The sequence below is a fragment of the Mycobacterium sp. MFM001 genome, from assembly GCF_003402475.1.
GTDB lineage: Bacteria > Actinomycetota > Actinomycetes > Mycobacteriales > Mycobacteriaceae > Mycobacterium.
This window is the reverse complement of record NZ_BFAB01000005.1, coordinates 105,248-127,541: the sequence shown is the minus strand read 5'-3', so window position 1 is coordinate 127,541 and position 22,294 is coordinate 105,248. Positions and strand designations below refer to the sequence as shown.

The 22,294-nt window shown below is 69.9% G+C and carries 21 protein-coding genes; 11 read left to right on the top strand and 10 right to left on the bottom strand.

What is annotated here, in order from left to right; all coding sequences use genetic code 11:
• Positions 1 to 51: 51 nt before the first annotated feature.
• A complete protein-coding gene (locus MFM001_RS10505) occupies positions 52 to 474 on the top strand; it encodes a hypothetical protein (RefSeq protein WP_238159087.1) in 423 nt (140 codons plus the stop codon).
• On the opposite strand, the gene MFM001_RS10500 is transcribed toward MFM001_RS10505, so the two are convergent.
• From MFM001_RS10500 to MFM001_RS10490, 3 genes are read right to left on the bottom strand one after another with little or no spacing between them, the layout of a single operon-like run.
• Complete coding sequence (locus MFM001_RS10500; protein WP_116375216.1) at positions 426 to 908, bottom strand: GNAT family N-acetyltransferase; 483 nt, start codon at positions 906 to 908, stop codon at positions 426 to 428. The two genes, MFM001_RS10505 and MFM001_RS10500, sit on opposite strands and share 49 nt — an antisense overlap.
• Positions 905 to 2,002 (bottom strand): isochorismate synthase MenF, encoded by a 1,098-nt coding sequence (locus tag MFM001_RS10495; protein ID WP_116375215.1) that lies wholly within the window; start codon positions 2,000 to 2,002, stop codon positions 905 to 907. The genes MFM001_RS10500 and MFM001_RS10495 overlap by 4 nt, the downstream gene beginning before the upstream one ends.
• The gene (locus MFM001_RS10490; protein WP_116375214.1) at positions 1,999 to 2,589 is read right to left on the bottom strand and encodes an acid phosphatase; all 591 of its coding nucleotides are present in this window, start codon (positions 2,587 to 2,589) and stop codon (positions 1,999 to 2,001) included. Before MFM001_RS10490 ends, MFM001_RS10495 begins: the two co-directional genes overlap by 4 nt.
• A 126-nt stretch (positions 2,590 to 2,715) precedes the next feature.
• Between MFM001_RS10490 and MFM001_RS10485 the strand changes: the two genes are divergently transcribed.
• Positions 2,716 to 3,513 carry a ParA family protein gene (locus tag MFM001_RS10485; protein WP_116375213.1) on the top strand — a complete coding sequence of 266 codons (798 nt, stop codon included), beginning with the start codon at positions 2,716 to 2,718 and terminating at the stop codon, positions 3,511 to 3,513.
• 6 nt (positions 3,514 to 3,519) lie between these two features.
• Here the strand turns inward: MFM001_RS10485 and MFM001_RS10480 are convergent, their stop codons facing one another.
• Positions 3,520 to 4,734, bottom strand: coding sequence for a hypothetical protein (locus MFM001_RS10480; protein ID WP_116375212.1), 1,215 nt, complete (start codon positions 4,732 to 4,734; stop codon positions 3,520 to 3,522).
• A 24-nt stretch (positions 4,735 to 4,758) separates the two neighbouring features.
• Positions 4,759 to 6,234, bottom strand: coding sequence for a DEAD/DEAH box helicase (locus MFM001_RS10475; protein ID WP_116375211.1), 1,476 nt, complete (start codon positions 6,232 to 6,234; stop codon positions 4,759 to 4,761).
• Between the two features lie 304 nt (positions 6,235 to 6,538).
• Here MFM001_RS10475 and MFM001_RS10470 point away from each other — a divergent pair, with 304 nt between their 5' ends.
• The gene (locus MFM001_RS10470; protein WP_116375210.1) at positions 6,539 to 7,234 is read left to right on the top strand and encodes a ferritin-like fold-containing protein; all 696 of its coding nucleotides are present in this window, start codon (positions 6,539 to 6,541) and stop codon (positions 7,232 to 7,234) included.
• A 52-nt stretch (positions 7,235 to 7,286) separates the two neighbouring features.
• On the opposite strand, the gene MFM001_RS10465 is transcribed toward MFM001_RS10470, so the two are convergent.
• Complete coding sequence (locus MFM001_RS10465) at positions 7,287 to 7,946, bottom strand: MmpS family transport accessory protein (RefSeq protein ID WP_116375209.1); 660 nt, start codon at positions 7,944 to 7,946, stop codon at positions 7,287 to 7,289.
• Positions 7,947 to 8,126: 180 nt separating this feature from the next.
• Here MFM001_RS10465 and MFM001_RS10460 point away from each other — a divergent pair, with 180 nt between their 5' ends.
• Positions 8,127 to 8,378: a DUF3107 domain-containing protein gene (locus MFM001_RS10460; RefSeq protein WP_116375208.1), complete on the top strand. Its 252-nt coding sequence runs from the start codon at positions 8,127 to 8,129 to the stop codon at positions 8,376 to 8,378.
• Here the strand turns inward: MFM001_RS10460 and MFM001_RS10455 are convergent.
• Entirely contained in the window at positions 8,365 to 9,021 is a 657-nt protein-coding gene (locus MFM001_RS10455) for a TetR/AcrR family transcriptional regulator (protein ID WP_116375420.1), read from the bottom strand. The two genes, MFM001_RS10460 and MFM001_RS10455, sit on opposite strands and share 14 nt — an antisense overlap.
• A gap of 169 nt (positions 9,022 to 9,190) precedes the next feature.
• Between MFM001_RS10455 and MFM001_RS10450 the strand changes: the two genes are divergently transcribed.
• From MFM001_RS10450 to MFM001_RS10440, 3 genes are all read left to right on the top strand, one after another.
• Positions 9,191 to 10,225 carry a DUF3152 domain-containing protein gene (locus tag MFM001_RS10450; protein ID WP_116375207.1) on the top strand — a complete coding sequence of 345 codons (1,035 nt, stop codon included), beginning with the start codon at positions 9,191 to 9,193 and terminating at the stop codon, positions 10,223 to 10,225.
• 95 nt (positions 10,226 to 10,320) lie between these two features.
• Positions 10,321 to 11,499, top strand: coding sequence for an adenylyltransferase/sulfurtransferase MoeZ (gene moeZ, locus MFM001_RS10445; protein ID WP_116375206.1), 1,179 nt, complete (start codon positions 10,321 to 10,323; stop codon positions 11,497 to 11,499).
• Positions 11,500 to 11,535: 36 nt separating this feature from the next.
• A complete protein-coding gene (locus MFM001_RS10440; RefSeq protein WP_116375205.1) occupies positions 11,536 to 12,390 on the top strand; it encodes a TIGR02569 family protein in 855 nt (284 codons plus the stop codon).
• A gap of 78 nt (positions 12,391 to 12,468) precedes the next feature.
• Here the strand turns inward: MFM001_RS10440 and MFM001_RS10435 are convergent, their stop codons facing one another.
• On the bottom strand, positions 12,469 to 12,765 hold the full coding sequence (locus tag MFM001_RS10435) for an MGMT family protein (protein ID WP_116375204.1): 297 nt from the start codon (positions 12,763 to 12,765) through the stop codon (positions 12,469 to 12,471).
• A gap of 2 nt (positions 12,766 to 12,767) precedes the next feature.
• Complete coding sequence (locus tag MFM001_RS10430; RefSeq protein WP_116375203.1) at positions 12,768 to 13,547, bottom strand: alpha/beta fold hydrolase; 780 nt, start codon at positions 13,545 to 13,547, stop codon at positions 12,768 to 12,770.
• A 128-nt stretch (positions 13,548 to 13,675) separates the two neighbouring features.
• On the opposite strand from MFM001_RS10430, the gene MFM001_RS10425 reads away from it, so the two are divergent.
• The 4 genes from MFM001_RS10425 to MFM001_RS10410 all read left to right on the top strand — a co-directional run bounded on the left by MFM001_RS10425 (position 13,676) and on the right by MFM001_RS10410 (position 21,900).
• Positions 13,676 to 14,818: a hypothetical protein gene (locus MFM001_RS10425; protein ID WP_116375202.1), complete on the top strand. Its 1,143-nt coding sequence runs from the start codon at positions 13,676 to 13,678 to the stop codon at positions 14,816 to 14,818.
• 39 nt (positions 14,819 to 14,857) lie between these two features.
• The gene (locus MFM001_RS10420) at positions 14,858 to 15,556 is read left to right on the top strand and encodes a hypothetical protein (RefSeq protein WP_116375201.1); all 699 of its coding nucleotides are present in this window, start codon (positions 14,858 to 14,860) and stop codon (positions 15,554 to 15,556) included.
• A 63-nt stretch (positions 15,557 to 15,619) separates the two neighbouring features.
• A complete protein-coding gene (locus MFM001_RS10415) occupies positions 15,620 to 18,700 on the top strand; it encodes an ATP-dependent DNA helicase (RefSeq protein WP_116375200.1) in 3,081 nt (1,026 codons plus the stop codon).
• On the top strand, positions 18,697 to 21,900 hold the full coding sequence (locus MFM001_RS10410; RefSeq protein WP_116375419.1) for an ATP-dependent helicase: 3,204 nt from the start codon (positions 18,697 to 18,699) through the stop codon (positions 21,898 to 21,900). The genes MFM001_RS10415 and MFM001_RS10410 overlap by 4 nt, the downstream gene beginning before the upstream one ends.
• Here the strand turns inward: MFM001_RS10410 and MFM001_RS10405 are convergent.
• Positions 21,884 to 22,273, bottom strand: coding sequence for a hypothetical protein (locus tag MFM001_RS10405; protein ID WP_116375199.1), 390 nt, complete (start codon positions 22,271 to 22,273; stop codon positions 21,884 to 21,886). The genes MFM001_RS10410 and MFM001_RS10405 overlap by 17 nt on opposite strands.
• Positions 22,274 to 22,294 lie beyond the last annotated feature (21 nt).

The window sequence follows — 22,294 nt, the reverse complement described above, 5'->3', positions numbered from 1 at the left end:
AGCGGGTCGCCGCGCGAAAATCCAGCGGGCATGGGTCGCTACGCTGACGCTGTGAGCGTTCCGGCCAGCGTGCGTGGCGCGGGACTGATCGTGGCGCTGCAAGGCGCGGCGGCACTGGTGGTGGCCGCGGTACTCCTGCTACGGGGTCTTGGCGGGGCCGACCAGCGCGTGGTCAACGGTTTCGGTACGGCCGTGTGGTTCGCGCTGATCGGAGGCGGTGTGCTGGCCGCCGGCTGCGGCCTGCTGGCCGGTAAGCGGTGGGGCCGCGGACCCGCAGTATTCGCCGAATTGTTGCTGCTGCCGGTCGCGTGGTACTTCGCCGTGGGCTCGCATCGGCCGCTGGCCGGGATTCCGCTGGGCGTCGTGGCGCTGGCCGTGTTGGTGTTGCTGTTCAGTCCGCCCGCCCTGCGCTGGATCTCCGGCGATCAGCGTGGTCCGGCCAGCTCGGCCAACTCCGAGCCCGATACCCGATAGGTGATCCACTGCGACTGCGGCCGGCCGCCGACGCCGTCGTACAGGGCGATCGCGTCGGTGTTCCAGTTCAGCACCGCCCACGACAGCCGGCTGTAGCCGTTGTCCAGGCATTCGCGCGCCAGCGCCGACAGCAGCGCGCGGGCCAGCCCGCGACGGCGAAACTGCGGCCGAACATACAAGTCCTCCAAATAGATTCCCGCCACGCCCTCCCAGGTGGAGAAGTTGAGGAACCACAGGGCCGTCGCGGCGACGTCGCCGTCCACCTCGGCCACGTGCCCGCGAAGCGTGATGGGTTCGTCGAAAAGCGCTGCGCGGATTTGTGTTTCGGTGACGGTGCATTGGTCCGGGGCGCGCTCGAAGTCGGCCAATTCGTGGATCATCGCAGTAATGGCCGCGGCGTCGGCAGGGGCGGCGCGGCGAACCCGAATGGTCACGGCTGAACTCCGAGCGCGGTCAGGATGGTGACGAATTTCGTTGTCGTTTCGGCGAGTTCGTCGTCGGGATCGGATTCCGCGACGATGCCGCCGCCGGAGTGGGCGAGTGCGCTTCGGCGGTCCGCGGACAGCTGCGCGCATCGGAGGCTCACCACCCAGCGCCCGTCGCCGCGGGCGTCGCACCAACCGACCGCCCCGGCATAAAAGCCGCGGTCGCCTTCCAGTTCGCCGATGAGCCGGACGGCGGCGTCGGTCGGCACACCGCCCACCGCCGGGGTGGGATGCAGGGCCAGCGCCAAATCGATTGCGCTGGTGGACGTATCGCGCAACCTGCCGCTGACCGGTGTGCTCAGGTGCCAGAGCGCTGCGGTGCGGCTCAGCTGCGGCGTGGGCGCGATCGTCACCTCGGTGCACAATGGCTGCAGCGCTTCGGCCATCGCGTCGATGACCAGTTGATGCTCGTGCCGGTTCTTGGCCGAATCGGCCAGTGCCGCACCGGCGGCGGCGTCGAGCTCGGGGTCGTCGCAACGCGGCGCCGAACCGGCGAACGGTCGGCACGTCACCAGATCGCCGTCACGTGCCACCAGTAGCTCCGGGCTTGCGCCGACCAGCGCCGCGCCTGCATACCGCTCACCCGCCGGCGTCAAATCGACCAGATAGCCGTACGCGGCAGGGTCTTTGGCGACCAGGCGGCGCAGGATGACGCGGGCGTCCAGCGGGTCATCGGCGGCCAGGCGCAAAGCTCGGGCCAGCACCACCTTGTGCAGGAGGCTGTCCGGTGCGGTCAGCTGGTCGCAGGCACGCTGCACCCGGGCGCGATGCTCCTCGGGAGCCGGGAGCGCCCCGGCGATGTGCACCCGCGGCAGTGGGCCGGCGGGCCAGTCGGGCAGCGTGTCGGGGTGTCGCACGGTTCGCGGCGCCACCAGTGCGGCGGGCTGGGTGAGGTCAAATGGTAACGCGCCCACCACGATTGGCGTCGCACTGCAGCGCAGCGCGGCCTGCGCGGCGACTACATCGCGATAGCTGGCCTGCACGCCGTCGGCAACCAGAATCCCGGCCGGCCCGCACAGCACGAAGGGCGGCTCGACAGTCATGGCCGCGGAAGGGCGAGCGCGCCGAGCTGGCGAATTCCATGCTCGAAGCCGCACACCGCGATCGAACTGGCGACCATGCCGAAGCGGATCCCCTCGGACAGCGGCAGCTCGAGCCAGCGCGCGATCACCGCCCTGGAGAAGTGACCATGCCCGACGAACAGCACGTCGCGCGTCGCCATGTGCTCAAGCGCGAGCGCGACGGCCGCATCGGCGCGCCCGGTGGCCTGGGCGACGGTCTCGCCGTCCGGGCAGCCGTGTGTCCACACCAACCACTCCGGTTGTGTCTGGCGGATTTCAGCGGTCGTCAGCCCCTCGTAGGACCCGTAATCCCACTCGGCGATCAAGGGTGACTTGTCGTCGATGGCCAGCCCCGCCAGTTCGGCGGTCGACACCGCCCGCCGGCGAGGGCTGGTGATCACCATCGGGCTGTCCAGGTGCAGTTCGGCGAGCGCCCGGCCGGCGGCGGCGGCCTGGCGGCGTCCGTCGTCGGTGAGCTCGAGATCGGTGCGGCTGGTGTGCCGGCCGGACTTCGACCATTCGGTTTCGCCGTGGCGCAGCAGTACCAGTCGATGGTTCTCTACGCCCATGCCGATCGATTCTGCCTGAAACGCATCGCCATTGACGCGCGGGCAGGATGGGGAAGATGCCAGGATGGCCGTGTGGCCGCGCCGGCGACGATGCAGGAGCCAAGCGATGAGGAGGAGCGGCGCTTGATGGCAGAGACTCGGGTGCTGGCAGTGGCCAACCAGAAGGGCGGGGTGGCCAAGACGACGACGGTGGCCTCGTTGGGAGCCGCGATGGTGGACAAGGGGCGGCGGGTACTGCTCGTCGATCTCGATCCGCAGGGCTGTCTGACCTTTTCGCTCGGCCACGATCCCGACAAGCTGCCGGTGTCGGTGCATGAGGTGCTGCTCGGCGAGGTGGAGCCCAACGCCGCGCTGGTCGACACCGCCGAAGGCATGACACTGCTGCCCGCCAACATCGACCTGGCGGGCGCCGAAGCCATGCTGTTGATGCGAGCCGGCCGCGAGTACGCGCTCAAGCGCGCGCTGGACAAGCTCGACCAGTTCGACGTGGTTGTCATCGATTGCCCGCCGTCGCTCGGGGTGCTCACCCTCAACGGGCTGACCGCCGCCGACGAGGTGATGGTTCCGCTGCAGTGCGAGACGCTGGCGCACCGCGGCGTCGGGCAGTTTTTGCGTACGGTCGCCGACGTGCAGCAGATCACCAACCCGGGCCTGCGCTTACTGGGTGCGCTGCCGACGCTGTACGACCCGCGAACCACCCATACCCGCGACGTGCTGCTCGACGTCGCCGACCGCTACGACCTGCCGGTGCTCGCGCCGCCGATCCCGCGGACGGTGCGCTTCGCCGAGGCGAGCGCGTCGGGCTCGTCGGTGATGGCGGCACGCAAGAACAAGGGCTCGGCGGCCTACCGCGACTTGGCCAATGCGCTGCTCAAGCACTGGAAGTCCGGCAAGCCGCTGCCGACCTTCACGCCCGAGATCTAGCGGGTATCAACCCAGCGCGACGACGGTGTTGCCGCGCTGCTCCAGAATCTGCGAACCAGACACGGCGGGAAGCACCGGTGCCGTGCCCGCCGGCCGGTCGACCGGGATATCGCGTTCGTGCGCGCCGGTGGCCGGATCGTAGACGCCGATCCCGCGGGCGACTGGGACCAGCAGCCGGCCCGCCATGATCGTCGCCGGCCCCACCGGGACCGTCGGCCCGTCGGGCGCGACCGTGTAGCGGTAGGTCAGCGTGGCCGCGTCGAACACCAGCACCGCGTCGCCGGTCCACCAGGTCACCAGGTTGCCCAGCCGCGACACCACGTTCGACGGCATCGGCTGCTTGGGCAGCACCGTGCTTGCCACCGTGGTGCCGGACGCGTCGACCACCTCGACCCGGGGCTGCGGCGACGGCAGGTACACGGCCGTGTTGTTGTCGGACACGGCCAGCACCCGAGCGCCCGAGCCCGCGCCGATTCCCTGCTCCGGCACATACCTCTGCTCGGGTTCGTCTTCTTCCTTGCTCGGCCGCAGCAGCGTCAGCCGCAGATCGGCCTGTTTGGGACACGCCTCCAGCACCGACACGGCCGACGAGCTGGCCGCCGCGGACGTCAGCGTGCATCCGCTGTGCAGTCCCTGCGAGGACGGCTTCACCCGGGCGTCGATCTCGCCGTACGACAGCATCCGGACCATGTCGGAACGCCACAGCTCCAGCCGGGTCTTACCGGCCGAGAGCACGGTCGTGCCGTCGGAGGAGACGTCGACGTGTTTGTCGGCGTAGCTGCTGCGCGCCGGCCCGCGCCGGCCGGTGGAGGCGTCGATGGTGCTGACCTGGCCGCAGCCCCGGTCGTCGGGATAGACCGCGACGGCGTAGCGGTAGACCCAGGACACCGCGCACAGTTGGCGGTTCCGCGAGTAGCTCCAGCGCACGTCCCCGCTGGCGGGATCACGTCCCTGCACGGATTGCCCGTCGCCGGTGACCACCGACCCGCCGACCACCACCGGCAGGCTGGTCGCCGCGCTGGGCGCGGTCCAGAGCTGCTTGAGCGACGCGGGCACCCCGCGAGCCGTGCTCGGGGTGGGTGCCGGGACGGCGGCGGGTCTGCTGCTGGTGGCCCGGGCGTCGCTGGTCCACCAGATCAGGGCCGCCACCACGGCGACCACTGTCACGATCGCGGCGGCCGCCACCATGTCGGTCCTGGTGCGGCGTTCGGGTTTGACCATCGGGCGGGCTGGCGGCGCGCCGACTCAGTTGGCGTTGGCGGCGGCCTCCGCCGCTTTGCGGGGCCGACGGCGCCGACGGCGGCGGCCGCTGTGCGAGCCCTCGCCGGCGGGAGCTTCGGCGGGCGCGTCACCGTTGGTGGCGGCGACCGGGTGTCCGGTGACCGGCTTGCCGCCGCGGGTGCGTCGCCGTGAGCGGGTGCTCTTGCGGGCCGGCTTGTCCTCACTGGCGGCGGCTTTCTTGGCCTGCGACTTGCGGGGCGTCCCGACCGTGCCGCGGGCCTCGGTCGGGATGTCCAGTTCGGTGTAGAGGTGCGGCGAGCTCGAGTAGGTTTCGGCCGGGTCGGGGCAGCCCAGGTCGAGGGCTTTGTCGATCATCGCCCAGCGGGCCAACTCGTCCCAGTCCACCAACGTGACGGCGACGCCGGTGCGCCCGGCCCGTCCGGTGCGGCCGATGCGGTGCACATAGGTCTTCTCGTCGTCGGGGCACTGGTAGTTGATGACGTGGGTGACGTCGTCGATGTCGATACCGCGGGCGGCCACGTCGGTGGCAACCAGCACGTCGATGCCGCCGGTGCGAAATGCCTTGAGCGACTTCTCCCTTGCGATCTGGCCGAGATCGCCGTGCACGGCGCCGACGGCGAATCCGCGCTCGGCCAACTCGTCGGCCACCTTCTGGGCGGTGCGCTTGGTGCGGGTGAAGATCATGGTGGCGCCGCGGCCGCGGGCCTGCAGGATCCGGCTCACCAGTTCGATCTTGTCCAGCGCATGCGCGCGGTAGACGAACTGTTCGGTGGCGTCGTGCACAGCCGACGCCTGCGGCGCCTCGGCGCGGATGTGGGTCGGCTGGTTCATGAAGGTGCGGGCCAGCGTGATGATCGGGTCCGGCATGGTCGCCGAGAACAGCATCGACTGCCGATCCTCTGGAATCTGGCGCAGGATGCGCTCGATGTCGGGCAGGAAGCCGAGGTCGAGCATCTCGTCGGCTTCGTCGAGCACCAGCACCGCCAGCCCGCCCAGCTGCAGGTGGCCCTGCTGGGCCAGGTCGAGCAGTCGGCCAGGAGTGCCCACCACCACGTCGGCGCCGGCGCGCAGCGACTCGATCTGCGGCTCGTAGGGCCGGCCGCCGTAGATGGAGACGACGGACAACCGCCGGCCGCCGTCGGCATGCAGGTGCTTGGCCGCGGTGGCCAGGTCGCCGGAGACCTGCAGGCACAGCTCGCGGGTGGGCACCACGACCAGGGCCCGGGGAATGCCGGTGAGCGGGCGGTCAGTGTCGGGGTCGGTGATTCGCTGCAGCAGTGGGACGCCGAAGCCGAAGGTCTTGCCCATGCCGGTGCGGGCCTGGCCGATCACGTCGTCGCCGGCGAGCGCCAGCGGCAGCGTGAGCTCTTGGATGGCAAAGGGGTGCTCGATGCCTTCTTCGGCGAGTGCGCGGACGATTTCGTCGCGAACTCCAAGGCTGGCAAAAGTGAGGTGAGGTGCGTGAGTGACGGGAGTCATGCGTAGGGGGATGTGCCTCTCGGTATCGGTTTTTCTCAGTTCGTTTTGCGGGTCACGCGCGCACGAGCTGAGTGTCGAATCCGATGCCGGTTCGCGGGGCCCTGCACTTCGCCGAGGCGGGCCTACTGCGTGCACGCACATTTCGCGGGTAGCGGCGGTAAGGATTTACCGCCACCACCGAGGTCCATGATAGCTGGTCGGCCTTTGCCGCCCCGGATCGCGGCGTGTGCCGGGCGCTGGGGGCACCCCCAGTCGCGGAGCGGCTAGGGGGACGGGTCGCCACCAACGCGCCTAGAGTGTTGCCATGTCTTCGCTTTCGCGCGCCGACGAAGTGGCCGATCCGCCCACGCCACGGTTCCCGGCCGACCACCCCGGCGTCAACGAGTTGTTCGCGCTGCTGGCCTACGGCGAGGTCGCCGCGTTCTATCGGCTCACCGACGAGGCGCGGATGGCGCCGAACCTGCTGGGCCGCATTTCGATGGCCCGGATGGCCGCCGCGGAGATGGGACATTTCGAGCTGCTGCGCGAAGCCCTGGAACGCCGCGGCGTCGACGTCGTGCCGGCGATGTCGAGGTACGCCTCGGCGCTCGACGACTACCACCGGCTGACCACGCCGAGCACCTGGCTGGAGGCCCTGGTCAAGACCTATGTCGGTGACGCGCTGGCCGCCGACTTCTATCTGGAGATCGCCGACGGGCTGCCCGACGAGGTGGCCGACGTCGTGCGCGCGACGCTGTCGGAGACCGGTCACTCCCAATTCGTGGTCGCCGAGGTCCGCGCGGCGGTGAACAGCAGCGCGAGGCAGCGCAGCCGGCTGGCGTTGTGGTCGCGCCGGCTGCTCGGCGAGGCAATCACGCAGGCCCAGTACGTGTTGGCCGACCACGACGAGCTTGTCGACCTGGTGGTGTCGGGGACCGACGGGCTAACGCAGCTGACTGGGTTCTTCGACCGGTTGCAGCACACCCACGACGAGCGGATGCACGAGTTGGGGCTTGCCTAGCGACGATCGCAAGCGCGGCGGAGCCGGGCGCAGCGGGTCGTCTCACTCAGACCTAGCGGGCGCAGGTCGCGATCATCGAGTTGTTGGCGGAAATGGCGACCGGCTGACCCTGCGCATCGGTGATCTCACAATTGAGCCGGCCCGTAATGCTTGTCGCCACAACGGATTTCGTCTGCACACCGGGGTTCAGCACCACCGCCTTCGACCAAGGCAACGACACGTTCAGGTCGGTTCGCGGCAGGCCCTGCTCGTCGGTGTAGACGATGTTCACCAGGTCGAGCATCCCCTTGGTGCCCGTCACCCGGTAGACGATCGTGTTCGGGCTCACCGGCGGCAACGGCGCCGGGGCGGCCTCCGGGGGCGCCGCCGTGGTGGGCGCCTCGCTGGGGCTGGCCGTGACGCTGGGTTCCCGCGGAGGCGGCGTCACCGTGGTGACCGTCTCGGGTGGCAGCGACGCGCTGGGCGGTGAAGACGGCCGCGGGGTGGCGATCACCGTGCGGGTCGGCGGCGCCACGGTGGCCGTCGTCGAGGTGCTGTCGCCGCCGTTGAGGATCACGACGGTGGCGATCACGGCCAGCACGAACACGACGGCGGCGATCACGGCGACCGGACGCCAGCGTTGATCGGCCGGCTCGACCAGTTCGTCGTCCGGGTAGGTCTCGTAGACCAGCTCGTCTGGGTAGTCCTGGATCTCGGTATCCAAGTGATTCATGGTGCTGATGGTGCAGATGTTATCGATGCCGACGGACCCAGCGCCGGGTGGCGGCCGGTGTGTTGGTCACGATTTGGCGACACTCACGCCCGCGAACGCTTGGCGCCGACCGGCTTTCGCGACCACCGAAGACCGTCCACTAGCCTTCTTGCTGAGAACGTCTACTAGGAAGGGGCCGGCGTGGAGGTCAAGATCGGTATCACGGACAGCCCGCGGGAGCTGGTCTTCACCAGTGCGCAGACGCCCAGCGAGGTCGAAGAACTGGTCAGCGCCGCGTTGAGCAAGGCCGCAGAGGGCCCAGCCGTGCTTTCCTTGACCGACGAGAAGGGCCGTCGCTTCCTGATCCACACTGCCAAGATTGCCTATGTCGAGATCGGCGTCGCCGACGCTCGGCGCGTCGGATTCGGCATCGGTGCGGCTAGGAGCGGGTGAGCGGGACGTGCGATAGTCCGCCCCAGGCGAACTGCACCGTGCCTTCCACCGCGTCTTCCTTGGAAATCGGTCGATCGCTGTCCAGCCAGTACCTGGCGCAATCGACACTGATCCCGACCAGGCCCACCGCGATCATCCGGGCCCGGTGCGGATCCAGCCCCGAGTCGGCGCTGATGAGGTCGAACACGGCGTCGATGCACGATTCGGTGGCCACCCGCACCTGAGCCGCGACCTGTGGCTCGGTGACGTAGTCGTTCTCGAAGATCAACCGGTAGCCCTGGCCGTCGTGCTCGATGAAGTCGAAGAACGCCTGCACGGCCGCGCGTAACCGCTGCCGGTTGTCGGTCGTGGTGCGCAGCGCCTGGCGCACACCGGACACCAGATTCTCGACGTGTCGTTGCAGCACCGCCAGATACAGCTCGAGCTTGCTGGAAAAGTGTTGGTAGAGAACGGGTTTGCTGACTCCGGCCCGGTCGGCGATCTCATCCATGCCGGCCGCGTGATAGCCGCGGTCGACGAAAACCTCGCTGGCAGCAACAAGCAATTGACCGCGGCGCTCGTCGCGGGGCAGCCGATTGCCACGCCTGGCGGGGGCGACAGGGTCCCCCGTCCGCCTCGCGGCCGCGTTGGCGAGATCGCTCATCGAGTCCTCAATCTGCTTGGTTGGCCACATATCGTCGGCCACGCTCGTCGCAACGACACTACTACCCGTACCTCCGCACGCTCGTTATTGATGCGGTCAACGCTTGAGCGGGCACGCCAAGAGTCCCAGCTAGCGGCATCCTCAACAGGGAATGTGAGATTCTGGGGCGGTGACCTACGACCCGGAGCGACGCGGGGGCGGTCCCGTACCGGTTCTCCGCGACGACTGGCGGGAACCGCTGCGCGCCCAGCGGGATCCGCTCGCCTGGAGCTCCGGGCGAGTGCGTTCCAACCGGGACAGGCCGCGCCAGTGGCGCAAACAAACCTGGCTGGGCCGGTTCGTGTCGACCTACGGGTGGCGTGCCTACGCGCTGCCCGTGCTGACCGCGCTGACCGCGGTGGTGTTGTACCAGACGGCGACCGGGACCAGCGCACCGCCTGCGGCCTCCAAGGATCCGGCGCAGGGCCCCCCGGCGATCGGGTCGGTGGGCACCGCGATCATCGACGCCCCGCCGCGCGGCCTCACTGTGTTCGACGCCAATCTGCCTACCGGAATGCTGCCGGACGGCGGCGCCTTCACCCAGGTCGGCGACAAGACCTGGCGCATCATTCCGGGCACTACACCCCAGATCGGTCAGGGCGCCGCCAAGGTGTTCCGGTACACCGTCGAGGTCGAAAACGGGATCGATCCGGCCGCATTCGGCGGCGACGATGCGTTTGCCCGAATGGTCGACCAGACGTTGGCCAATCCCAAGAGCTGGACGCACAACCCGCAATTCGCGTTCATCCGGATCGACGGGAACACCCCGGGCAACCCCGACTTCCGCATCTCGCTGAGCTCCCCGATGACGGTGCGCGAAGGCTGCGGCTACGAGTTCCCGTTGGAAACGTCCTGTTACAACCCGTCATACGGTCCGGAGGGACAGCCCCGGGTCTTCATCAACGAGGCCAGATGGGTGCGTGGTGCCGTGCCGTTCGAGGGCGACGTCGGCTCCTATCGGCAGTACGTGATCAACCACGAAGTCGGCCACGCCATCGGCTATCTGCGTCATGAGTCGTGCGACGCGCAGGGCGGCCTGGCGCCGGTGATGATGCAGCAGACCTTTTCCACGTCGGACAACGACGCCGCGAAGTTCGACCCCGAGTGGGTCAAGCCCGACGGCAAGACGTGCCGATTCAATCCCTGGCCGTATCCGATCGCCTGAACCGCGCCGGGAAGCTTCTATCGCTGTTTGCCGTTGATCGGGGCAACTGCTGTGATTAATAGACAGCAATCGAAAAGCAACGCTAGGAGATATCGGTGTCGACGTCGTTGCCACCGCTGGTTGAGCCGGCCGCCGAGCTGACACGGGACGAAGTCGCGCGCTACAGCCGGCATCTCATCATTCCCGACGTCGGGGTTGACGGGCAGAAACGGCTCAAAAACGCACGGGTCCTGGTGATCGGCGCGGGCGGGCTCGGCGCGCCGACGTTGCTGTACCTTGCGGCCGCCGGGGTCGGCACCATCGGCATCGTCGACTACGACGTCGTCGACGAATCCAACCTGCAGCGCCAGATCATCCACGGCGTCTCCGACATCGGCCGCTCCAAGGCGCAGTCCGCGCGTGACTCGATCACCGAGGTCAACCCGCTGGTAGACGTGCGGTTGCACGAGGTCCGCCTCGAGCCGCACAACGCCGTCGAACTGTTCGAGCAATACGACCTGATCCTCGACGGCACCGACAACTTCGCCACCAGGTACCTGGTCAACGACGCAGCCGTGCTGGCACACAAGCCCTACGTGTGGGGGTCGATCTACCGCTTCGAGGGCCAGGTCTCGGTGTTCTGGGAGGACGCCCCCGACGGGCGGGGCCTCAACTACCGCGATCTGTACCCGGAGCCCCCGCCGCCCGGCATGGTGCCGTCCTGTGCGGAAGGCGGTGTGCTGGGCATCCTGTGCGCGTCGATCGCGTCGGTGATGGGCACCGAGGCCATCAAGCTGATCACCGGCATCGGCGAACCGCTGCTGGGCCGGCTGATGGTCTACGACGCCCTGGAAATGAGCTATCGCACGATCTCGATCCGCAAAGACCCGTCGACGCCGAAGATCACCGAGCTGATCGACTACGAGCAGTTCTGCGGGGTGGTGTCCGACGAGGCCGCCGACGCCGCCGCCGATGCCACGATCACCCCGCGCGAGCTGCGCGAGTTGCTGGACTCCGGCAAGAAGGTGGCGCTGATCGACGTGCGCGAGCCGGTGGAGTGGGACATCAACCACATCGACGGCGCCCAGCTGATCCCCCAGTCGTCGATCAACTCCGGTGAGGGCCTGGCCAAACTGCCGCAGGACCGGATCCCGGTGCTGTACTGCAAGACCGGTGTGCGCTCGGCCGAGGCTCTGGCCGCGGTGAAAAAGGCCGGCTTCTCCGACGCGGTCCACCTGCAGGGCGGCATCGTCGCCTGGGCTCAGCAAATGCAGCCCGACATGGTGATGTACTAACCCAGAACCCCAGCTACCGGCGATTAGGCTGGTCGCGTGACTGTCGAGCCGCCGCCTGAGCATGTGTTGGCGGCGTTCGGTTTGAGCGGTGTGCGCCCCGTGCCGCTGGGCGGCAGTTGGGAAGGCGGCTGGCGGTGCGGTGAAGTCGTGCTATCGATGGTGGCCGACCATGCCCGCGCGGCCTGGTCGGCCAAGGTGCGCGAAACACTGTTCGTCGACGGGATACGGCTGGCCCGCCCGGTCCGCTCGACCGACGGGCGCTATGTGGTTGCCGGCTGGCGCGCCGACACGTTCGTCGCCGGCACACCCGAACCCCGGCACGACGAAGTCGTTTCCGCGGCGGTCCGGCTGCACGAGGCCACCGGCAAACTGGAGCGCCCGCGATTCCTGACCCAGGGCCCTACCGCGCCCTGGGCCGACGTCGACGTCTTCATCGCCGCCGACCGGGCCGCCTGGGAAGACCGGCCGCTGGCCTCGGTGCCGGCGAACGCGCGGGTGGCGCCGCCGTCGGCCGACGGCCAGCGGTCGATCGAGCTGATCCACCAGCTGGCCGGTCTGCGGCGACGTACCAAGAGCCCGAGCCAGCTGGTGCACGGCGACCTCTACGGGACGGTGCTTTTCGCGGGCGCCGCGGCGCCGGGAATCACGGACATCACGCCGTACTGGCGGCCGGCGTCGTGGGCGGCGGGCGTGGTCGTTGTCGACGCGCTGTCATGGGGCGAAGCCGATGACGGACTCATCGAACGCTGGAACGCCCTGCCGGAGTGGCCGCAGATGTTGTTGCGGGCGTTGATGTTTCGGCTCGCTGTGCACGCATTGCACCCGCGTTCGACGGCGGAGGCCTTTCCGGGTCTGGCCCGCACCGCGGCACTGGTGCGGTTGGTGCTCTAGTCCTCGAAACCTCCGCCGAGTGTGGGATTGATGCACGCCTGCGTCCAAAAAGCGTGCCACAAGTCCACACTCGAGCAGCTAAAACGTGTGACGGACCTCGGCCAGCTTGACTCTGCCGTCGTCGGCCAGAACCCCCTCGGTGCGAAGCAGTTCCAGCTGGCGGGTGGCCAGATGTCGTGCGGGCCGGCCGGATGCGGTGATCACCCGGTGCCAGGGCAGGTCGGAGGAGTCGGTGCGCATGATCCATCCGACAATGCGTGGACTGGAAAGCCCTGCGGCAGAAGCAATATCGCCGTAAGTGGCCACCCGGCCGGGCGGGATCGCGGCCACCAGGTCCCGCACCCGCTCGACCTGCTCGTCGGTCACCTTCGCCATCGTCAGGGCATCCGCTCACGGATCAGTGCCGCCACCTCGGCCGGCTTGGCTTGCGCCACCATGTGTTCGCAATCCAAATCAACCAGCCGGAATTCGGATCCCAGCCGCTCACTCAGGCCGGTGATGAGCTCGTCGCCGACATAGGGCGGCGACGTCCATCTCGCCCGCACCAGCGTCGTCCCGATTCCTTTCGGCGGCAGCACAATCGGGCGGGCCAGCTCACTCCAGTAGGACATCATCGCCGGCAGGCTGATCCGCCAGCCGTAGCGACCGCCCGGCAGCGCGACGAGGTGCTCGTCGAGTTCGGCGTCGAGCACGGCCGGGTCCACGTCGGCCCATGAACCCGTCGCCTTCTCCGCGCGGGCTTCCGCGACGTCCGGATAGTCGGGGGAGGCCAGCATCGCGTCGGCGATCTCGCGCATCCACCGGCCGTCCAAACCGATCGCGGGGTCGAGCAGCACCAGCGCCGCCACCCGGTCCGGGTGCGCGGCGGCCAGATGCAGCGCGACCGCACCGCCGAAGGAATGCCCGACGACCACCACCGGGGCGTCGGCCTGCTCCTTGAGCAACGCGCCCAGCGCCGCGACGTTGGCGTCGATGCTCCACGGCGCGGCCCACGACGACCTGCCGTGCCCGAGCAGGTCGGGCGCGGCCACAGCGACCTCCGGCAACTGCTGGGTGGCCAACGGTTGCCAGCGCTGCCCGTGGCCGGTCAGACCGTGGATCGCCAGCAGCTGCACCGGACCAAGCGGGCCGTAGCGGTGTACATGCAGGTCGGTCACCCGTCGAATGGTGCCAGCCCGCCGCGACCGCCCCGAATGCGCCTGCCGTCGAAAATGTGTCAATAAGCTGGTGAGCTGCACAGTAATGTTGATCTACACACCCGGCACACGTCGAGAGAGGTCGCGTCATGGGCGTCCCGCCTGATAGCACCCCTTACGGGTCACAGACCGTGATGGGTCCCGGCTGGCCGAATGTCGATGAGGAACAACTCACGGCCGCCGCGGAGCAGTACGAGCAGCTGGCGATGCATTTGACCGGGACCGTGGTGCCTCAGCTGCAGGGGCAATGGACCAACATGTCCAACGGCTGGGAGGGTGCTGCGGCGACGGCGGCGCTCGGCGAGGCCAGCACGATCATCAGCGGCCACGAGATGAACGCCGCCCAGGCGCAGGCCATTGCCATGCAGCTGCACGCCATGGCGGCCGCCGTGACCCAAACCAAGGCGATGGTCAACGCGACCGCACAGGAGATCCAGCACATGTGCGAGGCCATCGAGGCCATGCCGATCCAGAACAAGGAAGAGTTGCTGCAAAGCGCGATCAAATTAGGCCAATCGCAGAACATGGCCGACGTGTCCGCCAGCACCGGCGAGCTCGCCGGCCAACTGGGCGTGCCCGCGGTGAACCCGGGCGCGATACCAATCCCTCCCGGCGGCGCGCCAGGGGCAGGCCAAGCCAGCAAAGACGCTCAAGAGGCTGGAAAGACCGCCAGCCAGGGCCCCCAGCAGATCATGCAGATGATGGGCGGGATGGTCGGCCAGATCGGGCAGGTCCCGCAGCAGATGAGCAAGATGTTCAGCGGCCAGGGGCTGCAACAGCTGACCCAGCCGTTGCAGCAGATTTCGTCGATGTTCGGGCAGCTCGGCAAGGGCGGCGGAGGCGGTGGCGGCGGCGCGGGCGCATCGCCGTTTGCCGCGTTCAGCAACCACCCGGCGGCGGGTGGCTCCGGTCCGAAGGCTGGCGGGGGCCTGATGCACGGGGCATCGGTGCCCGGTTCCGGCGGCAGCTCACCGCGGACCCCGCTGATGGCCAAGCTCGTTGACAAACACACCACGGTCTCGCCCACCGCGGTGGAGGAAGGTGCGGTTGCGGGCACCACGGCAACCGCCGGGGCGGCACCGGTGGCCGCCGGCGGCGCCATGGGCGGAATGGGCGGAATGGGCATGATGGGCGGCCACCGCGAGTCCAGTGGCGGGTCTAGGGCGGGCCTGGCGGTTCCGACGCCGCTCGAACACGACCTCGGGGAAGGCGACGAGGACGATGACTGGTGATCTTGGCGGGCACCGAAGCATGAAGAGGAGAAGAGCCCGATGAGCGGTGAACCACTTAGCAGGACCGGGCCCCAGTCCTGGGACCCGGCGTCGGGAATACAGCTACCCCAGATGCCGATGATTCCGCCCGGCGACGACCTGATGAGCCAGACCATCGCGGCTGCCCTGCCGACGCTGGCTGCTCCGTTGGAAGCCAACACGGCGATGCTGCAGGGCAAGGAGACCATGTTCTCCGGCAAAGTGGCCGCCTCGAACGTGGCTTATCAGGGTTCCGAGGAGTCCGGCGAGCAGGGCGTGATGCAGATTGTGCAGATGCTGGGCCAAATGGCGGGCCAAGCCGGCCAGATGGGCGAAATGGCCGGTGCGCCAGGGCAAATGGTCGGCCAGATGGGCGGTCAGTTCAGTCAGCTGATGCAGCCGATGATGCAGGCGTTCCAAGGAGCCGGCCATGGCGGGCAGGGCCAGACGCCCGGCGCACCGGGAGCCGCGGGTGCCGGCGGCGGGGCCGCCGGTCAGGGTCCGGGTGGTATGACCGGCGTCCAGCAGCAAGGACGCGACGACGACAATGCCGTCACTGCGCCGCAGCCTCAGTACAACGCGGACCGGGATGACCAGGCGATGGCCGGACCGCAGGCCGGCCCGGGCGAGACCCGACACGGCTTGACCCCACCGCCGGTGTTCCCGCACGAGCAGCCGCGCCACGACGACGGCGGGGAGGATCTCGCCCGGCGAGTGTGACGGCACTCGTCGCCGCCGACCAGCTCGGACCGACTTGTCGGACCCCCGTGATGTCATGCCGCTATGGCACATCGGTGGGGTCCCGAGGCGCACGCGGTATTGGATCCGGCTCTGCGCGGCCGGATTCGGGTGCTCGGAGGCCCGGGCACAGGTAAGAGCAGCCTCCTAGTCGACGCGGCGGCCGCTCGCATCGCTGCCGGTGCCGACCCGGAATCCGTTCTGTTGCTGACGGGTTCGGGCCGCATCGCCACCCGCGCGCGCAGCGCGTTGACTACACAGTTGTTGCGGTCGCGGACGGACGCGGCCGGGCCCGTCGTGATCCGCGAGCCGCTGGTGCGCACGGTGCACAGCTACGCCTTCGCGGTGCTGAGGCTGGCCGCACAACGCGCCGGCGCGCCGCCACCCCGGTTGGTCACCAGCGCCGAACAAGACGCCATCATCACCGAACTGCTCGCCGGCGACCTGCAGAACGTTTCGACGACGGCCTGGCCCGCCGAGCTGCGTCCCGCCTTGAGCACGGCCGGGTTCGCCGCCGAGTTACGGGATCTGTTGGCGCGCTGCGCCGAACGCGGTGTCGACCCGCGTGACCTGCAGCGGCTAGGCCGGTTGCACGGACGCCCGGAGTGGGCGGCGGCCGGCCGGTTCGCGCGCCAGTACGAGCAGGTGATGCTGCTGCGCGCAGCGGTCGGGACGGCGGCTCCGCAGGCGACCACGCCGGCGCTCGGCGCCGCCGAACTGGTCGGGGCCGCCCTGGAGGCGTTCGCCGTCGACCCGGAGTTGTTGGCCGCCGAACATGCCCGGATCCGGGTTCTGCTGGTCGACGACGCCCAGCAACTCGACCCACAGGCCGCCCGTCTGGTGCGGCTATTGGCGGCGGGGGCCGAGGTGACTGTGATCGCCGGCGATCCCAACCAGGCGGTGTTCGGCTTCCGCGGCGGCGACCCGGCCGCACTGTTGCAGGGCGACGACGCGCCGTCGGTGACGCTGACGTCGTCGCACCGCTGCGCGCCCGCGGTGGCGCGGGCCGTCTGCGGGATCGCCGGCCGGCTTCCCGGTAGTAGCGAAATCAGCTCCGCCGGAACCGATCCCGGATCGGTGACCGTGCGTCTGGCTGCGTCCGAGCACGCGGAGGCGGCGCTGATTGCCGACGCGCTGCGGCGGGCTCACCTTGTCGACGGGCTGCCGTGGTCACAGATGGCGGTCATCGTCAGATCGGTGCCGCGGGCCGCCGCGGGGCTGACGCATGCCCTGACGCGGGCCGGCGTTCCGGTGGCCATGCCGACTTCCGGCGGACGGCTGTGGCAGCAGCCCGCGGCCCGCGCGATGCTGACCGTGCTGGCCGCCACCGCCGACGGGCTGGACGGCGAGCGGGCGCTGACACTGCTGACCGGACCGATCGGCCGGGTCGACCCGGTGACCCTTCGCCAGCTGCGACGGGCGTTGCGCCGCAGCGCACCTGAGCGGGACGTCGACGACCTCCTGGTGTCGGCGCTGACCGGCGACCCGCCGCTGTCCGCGACGCAGGCCCGCCCGCTGCGACGCGTCCGGGCGGTGCTCGACGCGGCCGCCCGCTGCCACCGCGACGGCCAGGATCCGCGCCACACGCTGTGGGCGGCGTGGCAGCGCTCTGGTCTGCAGCGCCGCTTGCTGGCGGCGGCTGAGCGCGGCGGTGCGGCCGGCGCCCAGGCCGATCGCGACCTCGACGCGGTCACGACGCTGTTCGAGGTCACCGACCAATACCTATCGCGGACTGCGGGCGCGTCGCTGCGCGGGCTGCTCGACCACGTCGGCGCCCTGCAGCTGCCCGCGGTCCGACCCGAGCCGGGCGTAGCCGAACACGTCAGTGTGCTCAGTGCGCACGCAGCGCTGGGCCACGAGTGGGAGCTGGTAGTCATCGCCGGCCTACAGGAAGGGTTGTGGCCCAACACAATTCCGCGCGGCGGTGTGCTGGGCACCCAGCGGCTGCTGGACGTCCTCGACGGGGTCGGCCAGGACGCCTCACTGCGGGCACCACTGCTCGCCGAGGAGCGGCGGCTGTTGGTGGCGGCGATGGGCCGGGCCAAAAAGCGGCTGCTGGTCACCGCCGTCGACGGCGAAGGGGGCGAGACGGGCTGCGACAGCGCCCTGTCGTCGCCGTTCTTCTCCGAGATCGCACAATGGGCCACCGACGAGCTAGACACCCCCATCACTGCGCCGCGGGTGCTGTCAGCGGCGTCGGTGGTGGGCCGGCTGCGCGGTGTGGTCTGCGCGCCCGACGGCGCGGTGAGTGACACCGAAAGAACCCGGGCGGCAGCCCAATTGGCCCGGCTTGCCAAGGCTGGTGTGCCGGGCGCCGACCCGGCCGGCTGGTACGGCATGACCCCGGTCAGCACCGCCGAGCCGCTGTGGAGCGGCGACGAGCACCTGGTCACGCTGACGCCGTCGAGCCTGCAGACGCTGACCGACTGCCCGCTGCGCTGGCTGGCCGAACGGCACGGCGGAACCGATCCCCGCGACCTGCCGTCGGCCATCGGCTCGGTGGTGCACGCGCTGATCGCCGAGTCGGCCGCCAGCGAGTCGCAGCTGATGGCCGCGCTGGATCGGGCCTGGGAACATCTGCCGTTCGGATCGCGCTGGTATGCCGCCAACGAGCTGGCCCGTCATCGCGCGATGCTGCAGACGTTCCTGGCGTGGCGGGCTCAGACACGGCATGCGCTCACCGAGGTCGGCGTCGAGGTGGAGGTCGACGGGGTGGTCGAGGGCGTGCGGCTGCGCGGCCGGGTCGACAGAATCGAGCGGGATGCGGCCGGCCGGCTTGTCATCGTCGACGTCAAGACCGGCAAGACGCCGGTCAGCAAGGACGACGCGCAGCGGCACGCCCAGCTGGCGGCCTACCAGTTGGCGGTGGCGGAAGGTCTGTTGCCGCACGGCGACGAGCCGGGCGGCGCCCGGTTGGTGTACCCCGGCAGGACGACGGCCGGCGGCGCCACCGAACGCGAGCAGGACCCGTTGACACCCGCCGCCGGCGAAGAGTGGCGCACCCTGATCCGGCAGGCCGCCGCCGCGACGGCCGGGCCGCAGTTCGTCGCCCGCATCAACGACGGCTGCACGCACTGCCCGCTGCGGCCCAGCTGCCCGGCCCACACCGACGGAGTCCCGACATGACACCTCGCTACAGCCCTGCCGAATTAGCTTGCAGCCTAGGGCTTTTCGAACCAACCGAGGAGCAGGCCGCGGTCATCGCCGCCCCACCCGGACCGCTGGTCGTCATCGCCGGCGCCGGCGCCGGCAAAACCGAGACCATGGCCGCGCGGGTGGTGTGGCTGGTCGCCAACGGCTACGCGACACCCGACCAGGTACTCGGCTTGACGTTCACCCGCAAGGCGGCCGGGCAGCTGCTGCGACGCGTCCGCTCGCGGCTTGCCCGGCTGGCCGGCGCCGGACTGATCACCGGGGAACCCGCGGGCGCGCCTGTCGTCAGCACTTACCACGCCTTCGCCGGGCAGCTGCTGCGCGACCACGGACTGCTGCTCGGCGTCGAGCCGGACACCCGGCTGTTGTCCGAGACCGAGCTGTGGCAGGTGGCGTTCGACGTGGTCAACGGTTACCGCGGCGAGCTGCACACCGAGAAGAACCCGGCCGCGGTCACCTCGATGGTGCTGCGGCTGTCGGGCCAGCTCGCCGAGCACCTGGTCGACACCGCGCAGCTGCAGGACACCCATGTGGAGCTGGACCGGCTGGTGCATACCCTGCCGGCCGGGCCGTACCAGCGTGACCGCGGCCCCAGCCAGTGGCTGCTGCGGATGCTGGCGACCCAGACCGAGCGCGCCGAACTGGTGCCGCTGATCGACGAGCTGCATGCCCGGATGCGGGCCGAGAAGGTGATGGACTTCGGCGCGCAAATGGCCGCCGCCGCGCGGCTGGTGACGACGTTCGACCAGGTCGGGGCGGAGCTGCGGAGGCGCTATCGAGTGGTGCTGCTCGACGAGTACCAGGACACCGGCCACGCCCAGCGGGTGGTGCTGTCGTCGCTGTTCGGCGGCGGAGTCGACGACGACCTGGCGCTGACCGCGGTCGGCGACCCGATCCAGTCGATCTACGGCTGGCGCGGCGCCTCGGCCACCAATCTGCCGCGGTTCACCACCGACTTTCCGCGGCCCGACGGCACGCCGGCACCCATGCTGGAGCTGCGCACCAGCTGGCGCAACCCGCCACGGACCTTGCAGGTGGCCAACGCGGTCTCGGCGGAAGCGCGGCGACGGTCGGTGGCGGTGCGGCCGCTGCGCGCCCGGCCCAACGCCGCACCGGGCACCGTGGCTTGCGCGTTGCTGCCCGACGTGTGCGCCGAGCGCGAGTGGGTCGCCAGCCACTTGGAACGGCGCTATCAACGGGCCCGCGCCGAGCGTGTCTCGCCGCCGACCGCCGCGATCTTGGTGCGGCGCAACGCCGACGCCGCTCCGATCGCCGCGGCATTGCGGGCCCGCGGCATCCCGGTGGAGGTGGTGGGGCTGGCGGGCCTGCTGTCCGTCCCGGAGGTCGCCGACGTGGTGGCGATGCTGCGGCTGGTGGCCGGCCCGGCCGCCGGCTCGGCGGCCATGCGGGTGCTCACCGGACCGCGGTGGCGGCTCGGCGGCCGCGACATCGCCGCGCTGTGGCGACGCGCCGTCGCGCTGGAAGGTGGTGCGCACCAAGAGGATTCCGTCGAGCGGATTGCGGCGTCGGCCGGACCGGACGCCGACACCGCCGGCCTGGCCGACGCCATCGACGACCCAGGACCGGAAAGCGACTATTCGCCGGCCGGGTATCGACGCATCGTCGCGCTCGCTGACGAGTTGACCATGCTGCGTGGACATCTCGGACATCCGCTGCCCGACCTCGTCGCCGAGGTCCGCCGGGTGCTCGGCATCGACTGCGAAGTCCGTGCTGCCGCAGGGCCTGGGCGCACGGGTGCCGAACACCTCGACGCCTTCGCCGACGTGGTCGCGGGCTACGCCGAGCGGTGCGGCAGCACATCGGTTGAGGCCCTGCTGGGCTACCTGGATGCTGCTGCCGACGTCGAAAACGGTTTGCCGCCGGCGCAAGTCACCGTTGCCCAGGATCGGGTCCAGGTGCTCACCGTGCATGCCGCCAAGGGGCTGGAGTGGGAGGTGGTGGCGGTTCCCCATCTGTCCGCCGGCGTGTTCCCGTCGACCGGGTCGGCCCGCACCTGGCTGACCGATGCCGCCGAACTGCCGCCGCTGCTGCGTGGCGATCGCGCGTCGTTGGGCGCGCACGGCGTGCCGGTGCTGGACACCTCGGATGTCACCAATCGAAAACAGCTGTCGGACAAGATCTCTGACCATCGTCGCCAGCTCGAGCAGCGACGGATGGACGAGGAGCGCCGCCTGCTCTATGTGGCCATCACCCGCGCGCAGGACACCCTGCTGCTGTCCGGGCACCACTGGGGCGCCACCGGGATCAAACCGCGCGGCCCGTCGGACTTCCTGTGCGAACTCAAGGACACTATTGAAGGCCAAGACTGCGGCGTGGTCGAGCACTGGGCTCCGCCACCTGCCGACGGCGAGCCAAACCCGTTGCGCGACAATGCTATAGAAGCCGTGTGGCCCGTTGACCCGCTGGGCGCGCGGCGCAACGACGTGGAACGCGGCGCGGCGCTGGTGGCCGCCGCGATGTCGGAGGAGGACGCGGCGGCGCCCGCCGATCCCGACGTCGATGCGTTGCTGGCCGAACGGTCCCGCGCCGCGACGCCGAAGACGCCGACCCTGCCTGGCCAACTGTCGGTCAGTGGCCTGGTCGACTTGGCCCGCGACCCGGACGGTGCGCTGCAGCGGCTGACGCGCCGGCTGCCGGCCCGTCCCGAGCCGCATGCCTTGTCGGGCAATGCGTTTCACGACTGGGTGCAGCGATTCTACGGCGCCGAGCGGCTGTTCGACCTCGCCGATCTGCCCGGGGCCGCCGACACCGAGACCGCGCAGACCGACGCCGAGGAACTGGCCGCGTTGCAAGAGGCGTTCCTCGCGTCACCGTGGGCATCGCGCATCCCGGTCGCGGTCGAGGTGCCGTTCGAGATGGCTGTCGGCGACACCGTGGTGCGCGGTCGCATCGACGCGGTGTTCGCCGAACCGGACGGCGGCGCCACCGTGGTCGACTGGAAGACCGGCGAGCCGCCGCGCGGCCCCGAGGCCGCCCGGCATGCCGCGATCCAGCTCGGCGTCTACCGGCTGGCCTGGGCGGCACTGTCCGGTTGCCCGGAGTCGTTGGTGCGCACCGCTTTTCACTACGTCCGCACCGGAGCCACCGTCGTCCCGGACGTGTTGCCACGGCCTGACGAGCTGGCGGCGCTGCTGACTAGGCAGTGCGCCTGATCTTGAGAGCGGAGGTGATCATCGGGATCTGAAACGGCAACCGGGCCAGCGCGATCAGCCGCATCGGCCAGGGCCGGGCCCACCACAGCCGAACCATGTTGACGTTGGCCGGAAACACAGCGACGAACAGCACCGCCGCCGCCAGCGCGCCCAAGCGGCGGGTGCTCCTGGCCAGCAGCAGCGCGCCGGTCGCCGCCTCGGCGAGCCCGGATGCGTAGGTGTAGAGCCGCGGGCTGCCCGGCAACTCCGCCGGCACGATGGTGTCGAACGGTGTGGGCACCAGAAAGTGGGTGATGCCCATGCCGATCAGCAGTGCACCCATGCGGTACGCGGGAGCCTGGCTGGCGTCGGGGTGAGCTGTGGTAGCGGTCATGGTTACATTGTGTCGTGCGCC